Origin of the sequence: Pseudomonas sp. NY15372 (assembly GCF_048068215.1) — a bacterium.
Taxonomy (GTDB): domain Bacteria; phylum Pseudomonadota; class Gammaproteobacteria; order Pseudomonadales; family Pseudomonadaceae; genus Aquipseudomonas; species Aquipseudomonas guariconensis_A.
The window spans coordinates 24,373-38,791 of record NZ_JBLUPY010000021.1 but is presented as its reverse complement, the minus strand read 5'-3'; the positions used below and the strand labels follow the sequence as shown (position 1 = coordinate 38,791).

Annotated in this window: 15 protein-coding genes; 5 read left to right on the top strand and 10 right to left on the bottom strand. The window is 61.5% G+C overall.

All coding sequences use genetic code 11. The features are described 5' to 3' along the window. Nucleotides 1–22: 22 nt before the first annotated feature. Nucleotides 23–1,219 (bottom strand): methionine gamma-lyase, encoded by a 1,197-nt coding sequence (locus ACNFG0_RS15395; RefSeq protein WP_416765486.1) that lies wholly within the window; start codon nt 1,217–1,219, stop codon nt 23–25. A 127-nt stretch (nt 1,220–1,346) separates the two neighbouring features. Between ACNFG0_RS15395 and ACNFG0_RS15390 the strand changes: the two genes are divergently transcribed. Next, complete coding sequence (locus ACNFG0_RS15390; protein ID WP_084857231.1) at nt 1,347–1,826, top strand: Lrp/AsnC family transcriptional regulator; 480 nt, start codon at nt 1,347–1,349, stop codon at nt 1,824–1,826. Nucleotides 1,827–1,903: 77 nt separating this feature from the next. Here ACNFG0_RS15390 and ACNFG0_RS15385 read toward each other — a convergent pair whose 3' ends face one another. Next, nucleotides 1,904–2,464, bottom strand: coding sequence for a hypothetical protein (locus tag ACNFG0_RS15385; RefSeq protein WP_328311178.1), 561 nt, complete (start codon nt 2,462–2,464; stop codon nt 1,904–1,906). Nucleotides 2,465–2,659: 195 nt separating this feature from the next. Between ACNFG0_RS15385 and ACNFG0_RS15380 the strand changes: the two genes are divergently transcribed. Continuing rightward, nucleotides 2,660–2,842: a hypothetical protein gene (locus ACNFG0_RS15380; protein WP_416765484.1), complete on the top strand. Its 183-nt coding sequence runs from the start codon at nt 2,660–2,662 to the stop codon at nt 2,840–2,842. Nucleotides 2,843–3,329: 487 nt separating this feature from the next. Here ACNFG0_RS15380 and ACNFG0_RS15375 read toward each other — a convergent pair whose 3' ends face one another. Then, the gene (locus tag ACNFG0_RS15375) at nt 3,330–3,704 is read right to left on the bottom strand and encodes a tail fiber domain-containing protein (protein WP_196156307.1); all 375 of its coding nucleotides are present in this window, start codon (nt 3,702–3,704) and stop codon (nt 3,330–3,332) included. A gap of 40 nt (nt 3,705–3,744) precedes the next feature. On the opposite strand from ACNFG0_RS15375, the gene ACNFG0_RS15370 reads away from it, so the two are divergent. Further along, the gene (locus tag ACNFG0_RS15370; protein ID WP_416765482.1) at nt 3,745–3,882 is read left to right on the top strand and encodes a hypothetical protein; all 138 of its coding nucleotides are present in this window, start codon (nt 3,745–3,747) and stop codon (nt 3,880–3,882) included. A 3-nt stretch (nt 3,883–3,885) separates the two neighbouring features. Here ACNFG0_RS15370 and cysN read toward each other — a convergent pair whose 3' ends face one another. The 3 genes from cysN to ACNFG0_RS15355 all read right to left on the bottom strand — a co-directional run bounded on the left by cysN (nt 3,886) and on the right by ACNFG0_RS15355 (nt 7,716). Further along, nucleotides 3,886–5,787, bottom strand: coding sequence for a sulfate adenylyltransferase subunit CysN (cysN, locus tag ACNFG0_RS15365; RefSeq protein WP_416765480.1), 1,902 nt, complete (start codon nt 5,785–5,787; stop codon nt 3,886–3,888). 16 nt (nt 5,788–5,803) lie between these two features. Continuing rightward, nucleotides 5,804–6,721, bottom strand: coding sequence for a sulfate adenylyltransferase subunit CysD (gene cysD, locus ACNFG0_RS15360; RefSeq protein WP_084857225.1), 918 nt, complete (start codon nt 6,719–6,721; stop codon nt 5,804–5,806). 236 nt (nt 6,722–6,957) lie between these two features. Beyond that, nucleotides 6,958–7,716 (bottom strand): Nif3-like dinuclear metal center hexameric protein, encoded by a 759-nt coding sequence (locus tag ACNFG0_RS15355; RefSeq protein WP_196156308.1) that lies wholly within the window; start codon nt 7,714–7,716, stop codon nt 6,958–6,960. 258 nt (nt 7,717–7,974) lie between these two features. Here ACNFG0_RS15355 and algW point away from each other — a divergent pair, with 258 nt between their 5' ends. Further along, nucleotides 7,975–9,135 carry a Do family serine endopeptidase AlgW gene (algW, locus tag ACNFG0_RS15350; protein WP_196144374.1) on the top strand — a complete coding sequence of 387 codons (1,161 nt, stop codon included), beginning with the start codon at nt 7,975–7,977 and terminating at the stop codon, nt 9,133–9,135. Between the two features lie 68 nt (nt 9,136–9,203). Here algW and ACNFG0_RS15345 read toward each other — a convergent pair whose 3' ends face one another. The 4 genes from ACNFG0_RS15345 to ACNFG0_RS15330 all read right to left on the bottom strand — a co-directional run bounded on the left by ACNFG0_RS15345 (nt 9,204) and on the right by ACNFG0_RS15330 (nt 13,360). After that, a complete protein-coding gene (locus ACNFG0_RS15345) occupies nt 9,204–9,968 on the bottom strand; it encodes an amino acid ABC transporter ATP-binding protein (RefSeq protein ID WP_084857219.1) in 765 nt (254 codons plus the stop codon). 10 nt (nt 9,969–9,978) lie between these two features. Further along, the gene (locus ACNFG0_RS15340; protein WP_416765477.1) at nt 9,979–11,076 is read right to left on the bottom strand and encodes an amino acid ABC transporter permease; all 1,098 of its coding nucleotides are present in this window, start codon (nt 11,074–11,076) and stop codon (nt 9,979–9,981) included. Nucleotides 11,077–11,086: 10 nt separating this feature from the next. Next, entirely contained in the window at nt 11,087–12,265 is a 1,179-nt protein-coding gene (locus tag ACNFG0_RS15335) for an amino acid ABC transporter permease (RefSeq protein WP_416765476.1), read from the bottom strand. 66 nt (nt 12,266–12,331) lie between these two features. After that, a complete protein-coding gene (locus ACNFG0_RS15330) occupies nt 12,332–13,360 on the bottom strand; it encodes an amino acid ABC transporter substrate-binding protein (RefSeq protein WP_196144377.1) in 1,029 nt (342 codons plus the stop codon). A 337-nt stretch (nt 13,361–13,697) separates the two neighbouring features. Between ACNFG0_RS15330 and ACNFG0_RS15325 the strand changes: the two genes are divergently transcribed. Beyond that, nucleotides 13,698–14,354 (top strand): alpha/beta hydrolase, encoded by a 657-nt coding sequence (locus ACNFG0_RS15325; RefSeq protein WP_196144378.1) that lies wholly within the window; start codon nt 13,698–13,700, stop codon nt 14,352–14,354. Nucleotides 14,355–14,419 lie beyond the last annotated feature (65 nt).

Sequence of the window (14,419 nt, the reverse complement as noted above, 5' to 3'; positions counted from 1 at the left end):
GCGAAACAAGCGCTGCCCCCCTTCAGGCACAGGCTTTCAATGCCTGGGCGATATCGGCGACCAGGTCCTCGATGTCCTCCAGGCCCACCGAAAGCCGCACCAGGCCTTCGGAAATACCATGGTGGGCGCGCTCCTGCGGCGTGTAGCTGGAGTGGGTCATGCTCGCTGGGTGCTGGGCCAACGACTCGGCATCACCCAGGCTCACGGCGCGGCTGAACAGTTGCAGCGCATTCATGAACCGCCGCCCCGCCTCGATGCCACCCTTGAGCTCGAAGGCGATCATCCCGCCAGGCAGGCGCATCTGCCGCTGGGCCAGCGCGTGTTGAGGGAAGCTGGGCAGGCCCGGATAGTGGATCAGTTCCACCTGGGGCTGACGCGCCAGGTACTCGGCCAGTTGTTGGGCGTTGCTGCAATGGCGCTCCATGCGCAGGGTCAGGGTCTTCATGCCGCGCATCAGCAGTGAGGCATCGTGGGGCGAGAGCACCGCGCCGGTCATGTCCTTGAGGCCTTCCAGGCGGATCCGGTCAATCAGTGCCTTGCGCCCCACCACCAGGCCGGCCGTGATGTCGCCATGGCCGCTCAGGTACTTGGTGGCCGAATGCACCACCAGGTCGGCGCCGAGCTCCAACGGGCGCTGTAGGTAGGGCGTGCAATAGGTGTTGTCGACCACGATGTGGATGTCATGCCCACGCACCGTGTCGGCCACGGCTGCGATATCGACCAACTGCATGTTGGGGTTGGCTGGGCTTTCGAAATAGATCATCCGGGTTCTCGCGGTGATGGCCGCCTTCAGGGCACTTTCGTCGTTGAGATCGACATGGCGGATCTTCACGCCGAACTCACCGATACCGTGATGCAGGTAGGCGAAGGTGCAGCCATACAGGGTGCGCCCGACAATCAGCTCGTCGCCTGGGCGCAGCAATGTCCATAGGGTCGAGGTAATGGCGCCCATTCCCGACGCCAGCGCCAAGCCCGCCTCGCCACCTTCCAGAGACGCCATGCGCTGCTCGAGCAGGGCCAGGGTCGGGTTGGAAATGCGGCTGTAGAAATGCCCGCTTTCTTCCCCGGCGAAACAGGCAGCACCGTACTCGACGGTCGGGAAGGCATAGGTCGCGGTCTGGTACACCGGCGGCACCAGTGCGCCGCCGTGGGACAGCGGGTCGTAGCCATGGTGGATGGCCCGTGTGGAAAAACCGGTGTTTTTATCGCAGTCGCGCATGGCAACAGCCTCTGGTGGTTTGTTATAAGCTTATGCCACCAGACGGCGGGTATTTTTCCAAAATCGCCCACGATTGCGCAGGTATTTTGGAATAAAAACAACAATCAACGCATCAGGAGAGCAAGACATGCCTTCGACCCTGGACCGCACCGACCGCGCCCTGCTCGCGGCCCTGCAAGACAACGCCCGCCTCACCGTCGCCGAACTGGCCGACCAGGTTTCCCTGACCACCTCGCCCTGCTGGCGGCGCGTCAAGTTGCTCGAAGACAACGGCTATATCACCGGCTACCAGGCCATCCTTTCGCCCAAGTCGCTGGGCTTTGGCGTGACGGCGTTCGTCAGCATCATGATGGATTCGCATACCAAGGAAATGGCCTTGGCGTTCGAAAAGCGATTGCTGGAAATCCCCGAGATCGTGTCTTGCCACAACATTTCCGGGCGGTATGACTTTCTGCTGGAGATATTGGCGAGGGATCTGGAGTCGTTTGGAGAGTTCACCCGAGAAGTGTTGCAGCGGTTGCCGGGGGTGAAGGAGATTTATTCGAGCTTCTCATACAAAGCGGTGAAGGAAAAGCGAGTTATACCGGTATCGGAAGCCCATATTTAATCCTTTGCAACGACCGCCAAGCCACTTTAAAAATCTTGTGGCCTGGGGTCATATGTCGCATGACTATCACTTATGAATCATGGAAAATCATGAGGTATTTTTATGAGCGGGTCAGGTATGGGAGGGTATACCTCCGGATATATCTTTTCCCTTTTAGGAAGCCGTCCCGGCACATACCCTTGGCGCGCCCAGCGGACCTCCCCGTTACGGCCGTCGAATATCACGATGTTTCCGGCATCGGTCACCTTCAGATAATTATTTCGCCAATACGATTTATCTAGAGTCTCTGTACTCTGGGCGGACCATAACCGCCCCCGAGCTGGGTCATATAAAAATCCCGAGTTGCTCACGACAAATTGCAGCGGCTCACGCATTCGCTTACGATAAATCGTCGAACTGTAGGGTTGCCGCTCATCTGCAACCCAAACCAACGAAGCGCCCTCTTCCAGCACCAGATTGCCATCCTCTCTGAGTCGCAGAAAGAATCGGCCGTTAGTGGATCTTATAAACTGTCCTGCACGCAAGGTTTGGTTAGGTGGCAACAGTACGCCACCGGAGCCTTGAAACGGCTGATAATTTATATTTTTATATTTCCTTCCCATGCCAACCTCTTCTGTAGTTTGTACATCAGCAGCCACTCACTCGGCTGCCAATATATCTTCCACATGCGCCCGCCACCTGAACATCGAGTCAATTCCCACCCTAACCACTGAAAAACATCCTACACCACAAATAGATTTTTCCCACACAAAATAATCAAATATCGCCATCAGCAATCGACAATAATTCATTGAACGCCAACGACCAGCCAAAAGACAGGTTACGAGTTCTCAATGAAACAATTAGCAGCAATAACCATGCTCCTGCTATGCGGATGCAATAGCGAAATGCCGTTGTTTTTTCCTGACAAGCAAGATATCCACTTCCAGTGCGATATGGACCCTTACAAACAAGGCTGCGAGCGGCAGATGGATTATCAAGAGCACTTTCGATGGATAAAAGGCCCTGCAGGCTGAAGCAGTGCAACACGGCTAGGACAAGTACAAAGATGGTGCTGAGTTAAGCAGTCGGGGCCGCTACGCGACCCATCGCGGGACAAGCCCGCTCCTACAAGGACCTCGCCACTCTTGAGGTGGCGTGGTCCTGTAACGGGCTTGTCCTACGATGGGCTGCATAGCAGCCCCTTGGCGGCGTGTTCTGCATTAGCGGAACAATCGCTTCCAACTCGACTTACGGCTTGCGCCAGGACTGGCCGCCCTCATCATCGTCGCCACCACGACGGAGGTCGATGATGCCCTGCTTCATTGCTGCTTTCATGGTCATGCTCCTTGTGGAAAAGCTGGCGGCGTTGCCAGCTTGGTTAGCATGCCGGGACGTAGCGGTAGGGATTCAGCATGCAGCGATTCCTGGGCAGACGCAATCGCGGGACAAGCCCGCTCCCACAGGGGGTTGGCGCTACTTATCTGTTCTATATGTAACAGCGCAGCCCAACTCGCGTGGTAATCAGTGAGCGGCCTGGGCCTTTTCCAGGGCTTCGATGCGCTGGTTCAGCTCGCGCACCGACTCGATCAGGGGGGCCACCAGCTTTTCGTAGTCGACCGTCAGCATGCCGTCCTTTTCGTGAACCAGCTCGGGGTACACTTCTTTTACGTTCTGCGCGACGACACCGATATCCTCACGCCCCGACTCCTTCCACTTGAAGCGTACGCCGTGGATCTTGGTCAAGGTGTCGGTCGAGTCCAACAAGTTCTCGACATTGGTCTTCAGGCGCGCATCGCTGAATGGGCAGCACTTGGCACCCAGATCAGCGGATGCAGTGGTGGCCAGGGTGCTGCACAGGACAAAGGCTACAGCAGCGGCGGTCTTTTCTAATTTCATTGGTACCTCTTCATAGGCTATAGAGAAAAGCGCGAAGAGGATGAAAGAACGCATCACCGTGCCAAAGATGGCATTTCAACAATGCCGCGGCGTTAAATCGGATAATGGCCAAGCGATGAATCAGTGCGGCCGAAAAAAGAAAAACCCCGCCGAAGCGGGGTTTTCTTTGCAGCATTGACGCTTAGATCGCGCCGCGCTTGCGCAGCACGTCCAGCACCTGCTTGACGCCTTCGTCAATGCTGGTGACCTGGGTGTCGATCACCAGGTCCGCGTCCAGCGGCACATCGTACGGGAAGCTTTCGCCCGGGATGTTGTCGCCGTCGGCAGCGTACAGGCCTTGCGGGTCACGCTCGCGGCAGGCGGTCGGCGAAGCTTGTACGTAGACGGTGACCAGGCGCTCCTTGCCGATCAGTGCCTTGGCCTGCTCGCGGCCTTCGGCATCCGGCGCCACGAAGGCGGCCAGGGTCAGCATGCCGGCTTCGTTGAACTGGCGCGCCACATGGGCGGCGCGGCGCCAGTTCTCGGTGCGGCCGGCGCGATCCTGCGGCAGCCCCTTGTTCAGGTCATGACGCAGGTTCTGGCCGTCGAGCACGTACACCGCACGGCCCATGTCGAACAACTTGCGCTCCACGGCATAGGCCAGGGTGCTCTTGCCAGCCCCGGAAAGGCCGCTGAACAACACGGTAGCCGGCTGCTGGCCGAAGCGCAGGGCGCGCTCCTCGGTGGAAACGTGAGCCAGCTTGCCGTGGTGGCCGGTGCTGCCGTGCGGCAATACCGGCGGCGCGATGATCATGCCGGCACCGACAGTGCCGTTGGTCAGGCGGTCGATGACAATGAACGCGCCGGTGGTGCGGTTGCTGTCGTAGCCGTCCAGGGCGATGGCGGCGTCCAGGCTGACCTTGACACGACCGATCTCGTTCAGTTGCAGCGCGCTGGCAGCGCCCTGCTCCAGGGTGTTCACGTCGACCTTGTGGGTGATGCTGGCGATCGAGCCCGGCACGTAGCTGGTGGCGCGCTTGATGTCGTACTTCTTGCCTGGAAGCATCGGCTCCTCGGCCATCCATACCAGCATGGCGTCGAACTGGTCGGCTACCTGCGGGACGTTGTCGGCATGCACCAGCAGGTCGCCGCGAGAGATGTCGATCTCGTCTTCCATGGTCAGGGTCACGGCCTGGCCGGGCCCTGCGTTTTCCAGCTCGCCTTCGAAGGTGACGATGGACTTGACCCGGCTGCTCTTGCCCGAAGGCAGCACCACCACTTCGTCACCTTTGTGCACGACACCGCTGGCGATGGTGCCGGCGAAACCGCGGAAGTTCAGGTTCGGGCGGTTGACGTACTGCACCGGGAAGCGCAGGTCGGTGAAGTTGCGGTCGGCCGCCACTTCCACGGTCTCGAGGATTTCCATCAGCGCAGGGCCGGTGTACCACGGCGAACGCTCGCTGCGGTTGACCACGTTGTCGCCCTTGAGCGCCGACATCGGCACGAAGTGCAGGCTCGACGGCTTGAGGTTGATGCCCTCGGCGAACTTCAGGTAGTCGGCCTTGATCGACTCGAACACCTGCTCGTCGAAGTTCTTCAGGTCCATCTTGTTGACCGCGACCACGATATGCTTGATGCCCAGCAACGAGGCGATGAAGCTGTGCCGGCGGGTCTGGGTCTGCACGCCGTAGCGGGCGTCGACCAGGATGATCGCCAGGTCGCAGGTCGAGGCGCCGGTGGCCATGTTGCGGGTGTACTGCTCGTGGCCCGGGGTGTCGGCGATGATGAACTTGCGCTTGGCGGTGGAGAAATAGCGGTAGGCGACATCGATGGTGATGCCCTGCTCGCGCTCGGCCTGCAGGCCGTCGACCAGCAACGCCAGGTCGACCTCCTCGCCGGTGGTGCCAACTTTCTTCGAGTCGCGGGTGATGGCCTCGAGGTGGTCCTCGTAGATCATCTTGGAGTCGTGCAGCAGGCGCCCGATCAGGGTGCTCTTGCCGTCATCCACGTTGCCGCAGGTGAGGAAACGCAGCAGTTCTTTGCGCTCGTGCTGAGCCAGATAAGCGACGATGTCTTCGCTGATCAAATCGGATTGGTGCGACATGGAGTAACCCTGAGAATTAGAAATAGCCCTGACGTTTCTTGTCTTCCATGGAGCCTGCACCATCGTGGTCGATGACGCGGCCCTGGCGCTCGGAAGTGCGCGTCAGGAGCATTTCCTGAATGATGTCGGTGAGGCTGTCGGCCTCCGACTCCACCGCGCCCGTCAACGGGTAGCAGCCGAGGGTACGGAAACGCACCTTCTTCTTGACGATGCGTGCCTTCTCCTCATCGGTGAGGTGCTCGAGGATGCGCTCGTCGTCGATCATGATCAGGGTGCCGTTCTTCTCGATGACTTCGCGCTCGGCGGCGAAGTACAGCGGCACGATCGGGATGCCTTCGAGGTAGATGTACTGCCAGATGTCCAGCTCGGTCCAGTTCGACAGCGGGAAGACGCGGATCGACTCGCCCTTGTTGACCTTGCCGTTGTAGATGTTCCACAGCTCCGGGCGCTGGTTCTTCGGGTCCCAGCGGTGCTTGCTGTCGCGGAAGGAGTAGACACGCTCCTTGGCGCGGGACTTCTCCTCGTCGCGGCGGGCGCCACCGAAGGCTGCGTCGAAGCCGTACTTGTCCAGCGCCTGCTTCAGGCCCTGGGTCTTCATGATATCGGTGTGCTTGGAGCTGCCATGGGTGAACGGGTTGATACCCTGGGCCACACCTTCAGGGTTGACGTGGGTGATCAGCTCCAGGCCCATCTCCTCGACCATCTTGTCGCGGAAGCGGTACATCTCCTGGAATTTCCACTGGGTGTCGACATGCATCACCGGGAATGGCAGCTTGCCCGGGAAGAAGGCTTTGCGCGCCAGGTGCAGCATCACGGCGGAGTCCTTGCCGATCGAGTACAGCATCACCGGGTTGTCGAACTCGGCGGCCACCTCGCGGATGATGTGGATGCTCTCCGCCTCCAGCTGTTTCAAGTGCGTCAGTTTGTCGACCATGGCTACTCACGAAAAACGATCTTATGGACGGCCAGCGGGCCGTGTTCGAGGCTGGCACTGTATCACAGCACTTGATTCTATTTAGGAGGCTGGCTAGACCGAAAGAATCTAACGATATGACTGGGGGTTTGGGGGAAATCGAGGACCGCTGCGCAGTCCAATCGCCGGCAAGCCGGCTCCCACAGAAACTGCGCGTCACCTGTGGGAGCCGGCTTGCCGGCGATTGGCCAATGAAGTCAGATCGGGTTGGGGCAGTCGATGAACAAATGCTCCAGCGCAAAGCGCCGCGCCAAGTAGTCGCCCAGCGCCTGCACCCCGTAGCGCTCGGTAGCATGGTGCCCGGCGGCGATGAAGCTGATGCCGTTCTCGCGGGCACTGTGGAAGGTCTGCTCGGATGCCTCGCCGCTCAAGAACAGGTCGACCCCCGCCGCAATAGCGGTGTCGATGTAACCCTGCCCACCACCGGTACACCAGCCCACCCGACGGATCATCTGCTCGCCCTCGATCAGCAGCGGTTCGCGCCCCATCACCTCCTGCACCCGGCGAGCGAAATCACGCGCCGACATCGGCTCGGCGAGCGAGCCCACCAAGCCGACCACCTTCGGGTTGTCCGGGTCCAGAAGGCCTTCGACAGTAATGTCCAACTGGCGAGCCAACTGCACGTTGTTGCCCACCTCCGGATGCAGGTCCAGGGGCAGGTGATAGGCCAGCAGGCTGATGTCATGCTTGAGCAAAGTTTTGAGGCGGCGCTGCTTCATGCCGGTGATGCACGGGTTCTCACCTTTCCAGAAGTAGCCATGGTGCACCAGCACCAGGTCGGCGTCGGCCTCGACCGCGGCATCGAGCAAGGCCTGGCTGGCGGTGACGCCACTGACGATGCGGCTGACCTGCGGGCGGCCTTCGACCTGCAGGCCGTTGGGGCAGTAATCCTGGATCTTGGCGCTGGCCAGGTAGCGCTCGGCTTCCTCCACCAGGGTGCTCAGGGCGACGGCCATGGAAAATCTCCTCGAAAATCTGCGCGTTCGGTGGGCGCAACGCCCGTATAATGGCCGCCATTATGGGCCGTCGCCGGCTTCGGGGAAACCGGCTGCGAACGCCTGGGGGTCAGTTCGTGGCACCGTCATTCGCGGGTAAACCCGCTCTCACAGGGTCGACACACCCCGTGTGGGAGCGCTGCTACCAGTGTATGATCGCGCGCGCTCGCTCCCCGCTGCGTAGCCACCGGCCCCTGCCCTACTCCCAGGATTCATTCGATGCTCAAGGCTTTGCGTTTTTTTGGATGGCCCCTGCTTACCGGCGTGCTGATCGCCATGCTGATCATCCAGCGTTTTCCCGAATGGGTCGGCCTGCCCAGCCAGGACGTCAACCTGCAGCAGGCGCCACAGACCTCGCGCATCGTGCAGGGGCCGGTGTCCTACGCCGATGCGGTGACCCTGGCCGCCCCGGCCGTAGCCAACCTGTACACCACCAAGGTGGTGAACAAGAGCTCGCACCCGCTGTTCGAAGACCCGCAGTTCCGCCGCTTCTTCGGTGACAACCTGCCCAAGCAACGACGCTGGGAATCGAGCCTGGGTTCGGCGGTGATCATGAGCCCGGAAGGCTACCTGCTGACCAACAACCACGTGACCAGCGGCGCCGATCAGATCGTGGTGGCGCTCAAGGACGGCCGCGAAACCCTGGCGCGGGTGATCGGCAGCGATCCGGAGACCGACCTGGCGGTCTTGAAGATCGACCTGAAGAAACTGCCGGCCATTACCATTGGCCGCTCCGACACCATCCACATCGGCGATGTATCGCTGGCCATCGGCAACCCCTTCGGCGTCGGCCAGACCGTGACCATGGGCATCATCAGCGCCACCGGCCGCAACCAGCTGGGCCTGAACAACTACGAAGACTTCATCCAGACTGACGCGGCGATCAACCCGGGCAACTCGGGCGGGGCGCTGATCGATGCCAACGGCAACCTGATCGGCATCAACACCGCGATCTTCTCCAAGTCCGGCGGTTCCCAGGGCATCGGCTTCGCCATCCCGGTCAAGCTGGCGCTGGAGGTGATGAAGTCGATCGTCGAACACGGCCAGGTGATCCGTGGCTGGCTGGGCATCGAGGTGCAGCCGCTGAGCCAAGAGCTGGCCGAGTCCTATGGCATGAAGGGCCGCCCGGGCATTGTGGTGGCAGGCATCTTCCGCGATGGCCCGGCGCAACGTGCGGGCCTGCAGCTGGGTGACGTGATCCTGAGCATCAATGGCGAACCGGCCGGCGACGGGCGCAAGTCCATGAACCAGGTGGCGCGTATCAAGCCCAACGAGAAGATTTCCATCGAAGTGATGCGCAATGGCGAGCAGCTCAAGCTGATCGCCGAGGTGGGGCTGCGGCCGCCGCCTGCGCCGGTGAGCGCCCCGGAAGAGAAGTAAGGCTTCACGCAGGGGCTGCTTTGCAGGCCCTTGTGCCGCGAAAGGGCCGCAAGGCGGCCCCAATCACCTCAATGCAGGATCTGGCTCAAGAACAACTTGGTCCGGTCACTGCGCGGCCGGTCGAAGAAGTCATCCGGCGCCGCCTGCTCCACGATCTCCCCCTTGTCCATGAAGATCACCCGGTTCGCCACCGTCCGGGCAAAGCCCATCTCGTGGGTCACGCAGAGCATGGTCATGCCGTCTTCGGCCAGGCCCACCATGGTATCGAGCACCTCTTTGACCATCTCTGGGTCCAGCGCCGAGGTCGGCTCGTCGAACAGCATGATCTTGGGCTTCATGCACAGCGCCCGGGCGATGGCCACGCGCTGCTGCTGACCACCGGACAACTGCCCCGGATACTTGTGCGCCTGCTCGGGAATGCGCACCCGCTCCAGGTAGTGCATGGCGATTTCCTCGGCCTTGCGCCGTGGCATCTTGCGCACCCACATCGGCGCCAGGGTGCAGTTCTCGAGAATGCTCAGGTGCGGGAACAGGTTGAAGTGCTGGAACACCATGCCCACCTCGCGGCGGATCGCCTCGATCTGCTTGAGGTCGTTGGTCAGCTCCACGCCATCGACCACGATACGGCCCTGCTGGTGCTCTTCCAGACGGTTGAGGCAGCGGATGGTAGTCGACTTGCCCGAGCCCGACGGCCCACACAGCACGATACGCTCCCCCTGGCGCACGTTCAGGTTGATGTCCTTGAGCACGTGGAACTGCCCATACCATTTGTTCACACCCTGCATCTGGATGATGCCTTCGGGGCCGACAGGCTGCTTGCTCGCTTCACTCATTTCGAAACTCCTAACGCTTGTGGCCAGTGTCCAGCTTGCGCTCCAGGTGCATGGAGTAGCGGGACATACCGAAACAGAAAATCCAGAACACCAGGGCGGCGAACACATAGCCCTCGGTGGCCATGCCCAGCCAGGCCGGGTCGGCCGCGGCCTGCTTGACGCTGTTGAGCAGGTCGAAGAGGCCGATGATGATCACAAGGCTGGTGTCCTTGAACAGGGCGATGAAGGTGTTGACGATGCCAGGGATCACCAGCTTCAGTGCCTGGGGCAGGATCACCAGCCCCATCGCCCGCCAGTAGCCCAGGCCCATGGCCGCGGCCGCCTCGTATTGGCCCTTGGGGATAGCCTGCAGGCCTCCGCGGACCACCTCGGCGATGTAGGCTGACTGGAACAGGATGACGCCGATCATGGCCCGCAGCAGCTTGTCGAAGCTCATGCCCTCGGGCAGGAACAACGGCAGCATCACCGAGGACATGAACAGCACGGTGATCAGCGGTACGCCGCGCCAGAACTCGATGAAGGTGACGCATACCACCTTCACCGCCGGCAGGTTGGAACGCCGCCCCAGCGCCAGCAGAATGCCCAGTGGCAAGGCGCCGACGATACCGACGGTGGCGATCACCAAGGTCAACATCAGGCCACCCCACTGGCTGGTGGGAACTGCGGCAAGGCCCAGGTAGCCGCCGTGCAGCAGGGTGTAGGCCAACACTGGGTACAACACTAGAAAGCCCACGCCGTAGGCCACCTTGCGCGGGAAGCGCTTGATGAACAGCGGCGCGGCGCCGAGCACGGCGAGCCAGACGGTCAGGTCGACCCGCCAGCGCAATTCGACCGGGTAGTAGCCATACATGAACTGGCCGAAGCGCTGCTGGATGAACACCCAGCAGGCGCCCTCCTTGGTGCAGTCGGCACGGGTGGTACCGATCCAGTTGGCATCGATGAACGCCCACTGCACCAGCGGCGGCACGATCAGCCAGATCAGGTACAGGGCAAACAGGGTCAACAGCGTGTTGAGCCAGTTGGAAAACAGGTTGGCCCGCATCCATGCGAGCGCGCCGACGGTCTTCACCGGTGGCGGCATGTCGGGTTTGAAAACATGGGCTGTCACAGGCGTACCCTCACCGCTCGATCAGCGCGATGCGCTTGTTGTACCAGTTCATCAGCAGCGAAATGCTGATGCTGATGGCGAGATAGACACTCATGGTGATGGCGATCACCTCGATGGCCTGGCCGGTCTGGTTGAGCACGGTACCGGCGAACAGCGAGACCATCTCCGGGTAGCCGATACCGGCCGCCAGGGACGAGTTCTTCGCCAGGTTCAGGTACTGGCTGGTCAGCGGCGGCACGATCACCCGCAGGGCCTGGGGGATGATCACCTTGCGCAGGGTCGGCCCCTCGCGCAGGCCCAGCGAACGCGCGGCCTCGGTCTGGCCATGGCTGACCGAGCGTATGCCCGAGCGCACGATCTCGGCGATGAACGCCGCCGTATAGATGGTCAGCGCCAAGGTCAAGGCCAGCAGCTCGGGAATCAGCACCCAGCCGCCGACGAAGTTGAAGCCCTTGAGCTGCGGCACCTCCCAGTGCACCGGGCTGCCGAACAGCAGCACGCAGGCGCCAGGGATGCCGATGAACATCAACAGCCCCACCCAGAACTTGTGGAACGGCTCGCCAGTCTCGTCGAAACGCTTGTTGGCCAGGCGCACCATCAACACGATGGCGACAACCGCCAGCACCAGGGCCAGCACGAACGGCCAGAAGCCCTCGGCCATGGTCGCCCCGGGCATGTTCAGGCCGCGGTTGCTGATGAAAAAGGTGTCATCGAGGTTGATGCTGCCCCGTGGCCCCGGCAGGGTGAGGAACACGGCGAAGTACCAGAACAGGATCTGCAGCAGCGGCGGGATGTTACGGAAGGTCTCCACGTACACGGTCGCCAGTTTGCTGATCATCCAGTTCGGCGACAGCCGCGCCACGCCGATGACGAAGCCCAGCACCGTGGCCAGGATGATGCCGATGAAGGTCACCAGCAGGGTGTTGAGCAGGCCGATGACGAAAACCCGGGCATAGCTGTCCGACTCCACATAGGGAATCAGGTGCTGGGCGATGCCGAAGCCCGCACTGCGCTCGAGGAAGTCGAAGCCCGAGGTGATGCCCCGGTGTTGCAGGTTGGTCTGGGTGTTATGGAACAGGTACCAGCCCAGGCCGACCACGAACACCACCGTGACCACCTGGAACAGCCACGCGCGCACACGTGGATCGCTCAGGGAAAACCCCTTCTGCGCGCCGATTCGATTTTGCATGAAGTGCCCCGCAAGGATGGGATCGAACAGCCTGCGGCGGCGGAATGCCGCCGCAGGGTGCAACCATCAGCGCACTGGAGGTGCGTACTGGATGCCGCCGTTGTTCCACAGGGCGTTCATGCCACGGTCGATCTTCAGGTCGGTGCTCTGGCCCAGGTTCTTCTCGAACACTTCGCCATAGTTGCCCACCTGCTTGACGATCTGCACCACCCAGTCCTTGGGCAGCTTCAGGTCCTTGCCGTACTCGCCGTCGGCACCCAGCAGGCGAGCGACGTCGGGGTTCTTGGTGGATTTGGCCTCGGCCTCGACGTTCTTCGAGGTGATGCCCGCTTCCTCGGCGTTGAGCATGGCGAAGAGGGTCCACTTGACGATGCTGAACCACTCCTCGTCGCCCTTGCGCACCACCGGGCCCAGGGGCTCCTTGGAGATGGTTTCCGGCAGCACCACGTATTCGCTCGGTGCAGCCAGCTTCGAACGCTGGGCGAACAGCTGCGACTTGTCCGAGGTCAGCACGTCGCAACGGCCGGACTCCAGCGACTTGGCACTCTCGTCGGAGGTGTCGAAGGTGATGGGGGTGTACTTCAGGCCATTGGCGCGGAAGAAGTCCGAGACGTTCAGCTCGGTGGTGGTACCGGCCTGGATGCAGATGGTCGCCCCATCGAGTTCCTTGGCGCTGGAGACGCCCAGCTTCTTGTTGACCAGGAAACCGACGCCGTCGTAGTAGGTGACACCGGCGAACACCAGGCCCATGCCGGCATCGCGCGAGCTGGTCCAGGTAGTGTTACGCGACAGCACGTCGACTTCGCCGGACTGCAGTGCGGTGAAACGCTCCTTGGCGTTGAGCTGGCTGAACTTGACCTTGGTGGCGTCGCCGAACACCGCCGCCGCCACGGCGCGGCATACATCGGCGTCGATACCGACGATCTTGCCGGTGCTGTCCGGTACCGAGAAGCCCGGGAGGCCGTCACTCACGCCACACTGGACGAAGCCCTTCTTCTTCACCGCATCGAGGGTGGCGCCGGCCTGGGCAAAACTGGTGGCGCCCAGCGCAGCGGCAGCGGTCAGGACTGCCAGGGTGGTTTTCAACATCTTCATTCACAACCTCCAATCGCTCTTGTTGTATCGAGCCGGAATTGCACCGCACCCTTATGAGGCGCATCCGACCCCTGGTTGGCTTGTTATTGGGTCAATGGCGCAATGAGCTGTTCTGATGACAGCCTTACTATCCGCACGAGGGTGTTACCGTCGCCGGTCGATCCCCTCGCATCGGTTGATCCGTAGCAAAGGGCGTACCATAGTCATGCGCTTAAGCGTTTAAGCGGTCGTCAAGCCGGAAAAGTTGTAGAGTTGCGACATCTTCTTGTGGCATTACCCGTGCACGCCTTCTTTTCACGCACCAGAACCTGTGTGTGCGCACACTTTCGGAGCAGCCATGACCAACCCTTTGATCCTCGAACCCCAGAACACCGCCGATGCCTGTGTGATCTGGTTGCACGGCCTGGGGGCCGACCGTTACGACTTCCTACCGGTGGCCGAGGCCCTGCAGGAACACTTGCTCAGCACCCGCTTCGTGATGCCCCAGGCGCCTACCCGCCCGGTCACCATCAATGGTGGCTACGCCATGCCCAGCTGGTACGACATCAAGGCCATGACCCCGGCCCGCGCCATCGATCAAGCGCAACTGGAGGAATCTGCCGAGCAGGTGGTGGCACTGATCGAGGCCGAGCGCGCCAAGGGCATCGACCTGGCGCGGGTGTTCCTCGCCGGCTTCTCCCAGGGGGGTGCGGTGGTGTTGCACACAGCCTATATAAAGTGGCAGGAGGCCCTGGGCGGCGTGCTGGCGTTGTCGACCTATGCCCCGACCTTCACTGACGAGCACCAGCTCAGCGCCTGCCAGCAGCGCACCCCGGCCCTGTGCCTGCACGGCGTGCATGACCCGGTGGTGATCCCGTCCATGGGCCGCACGGCCTACGAGCACCTCAAGCACTGGGGTGTCGAGGCGGCCTGGGAGGAATACCCGATGGAACACGAAGTGGTGCCCCAGGAAATCAACGACATCTACAACTGGCTGGTACGCCACCTGCGCTAGCGGTGCATTCATCTGTAGTTGTCGGCGCACTCCACTACGCCGCGCCCGGTTCTTGCATTACACTG

What these genes read in the sequence shown, in the direction of transcription:
- ACNFG0_RS15395 (WP_416765486.1), bottom strand. Translation starts at nt 1,219, where the DNA reads ATGCGCGACTGCGATAAAAACACCGGTTTTTCCACACGGGCCATCCAC.
- ACNFG0_RS15390 (WP_084857231.1), top strand. Translation starts at nt 1,347, where the DNA reads ATGCCTTCGACCCTGGACCGCACCGACCGCGCCCTGCTCGCGGCCCTG.
- ACNFG0_RS15380 (WP_416765484.1), top strand. Translation starts at nt 2,660, where the DNA reads ATGAAACAATTAGCAGCAATAACCATGCTCCTGCTATGCGGATGCAAT.
- ACNFG0_RS15375 (WP_196156307.1), bottom strand. Translation starts at nt 3,704, where the DNA reads ATGAAATTAGAAAAGACCGCCGCTGCTGTAGCCTTTGTCCTGTGCAGC.
- ACNFG0_RS15370 (WP_416765482.1), top strand. Translation starts at nt 3,745, where the DNA reads ATGAAAGAACGCATCACCGTGCCAAAGATGGCATTTCAACAATGCCGC.
- cysN (WP_416765480.1), bottom strand. Translation starts at nt 5,787, where the DNA reads ATGTCGCACCAATCCGATTTGATCAGCGAAGACATCGTCGCTTATCTG.
- cysD (WP_084857225.1), bottom strand. Translation starts at nt 6,721, where the DNA reads ATGGTCGACAAACTGACGCACTTGAAACAGCTGGAGGCGGAGAGCATC.
- ACNFG0_RS15355 (WP_196156308.1), bottom strand. Translation starts at nt 7,716, where the DNA reads ATGGCCGTCGCCCTGAGCACCCTGGTGGAGGAAGCCGAGCGCTACCTG.
- algW (WP_196144374.1), top strand. Translation starts at nt 7,975, where the DNA reads ATGCTCAAGGCTTTGCGTTTTTTTGGATGGCCCCTGCTTACCGGCGTG.
- ACNFG0_RS15345 (WP_084857219.1), bottom strand. Translation starts at nt 9,968, where the DNA reads ATGAGTGAAGCGAGCAAGCAGCCTGTCGGCCCCGAAGGCATCATCCAG.
- ACNFG0_RS15335 (WP_416765476.1), bottom strand. Translation starts at nt 12,265, where the DNA reads ATGCAAAATCGAATCGGCGCGCAGAAGGGGTTTTCCCTGAGCGATCCA.
- ACNFG0_RS15330 (WP_196144377.1), bottom strand. Translation starts at nt 13,360, where the DNA reads ATGAAGATGTTGAAAACCACCCTGGCAGTCCTGACCGCTGCCGCTGCG.
- ACNFG0_RS15325 (WP_196144378.1), top strand. Translation starts at nt 13,698, where the DNA reads ATGACCAACCCTTTGATCCTCGAACCCCAGAACACCGCCGATGCCTGT.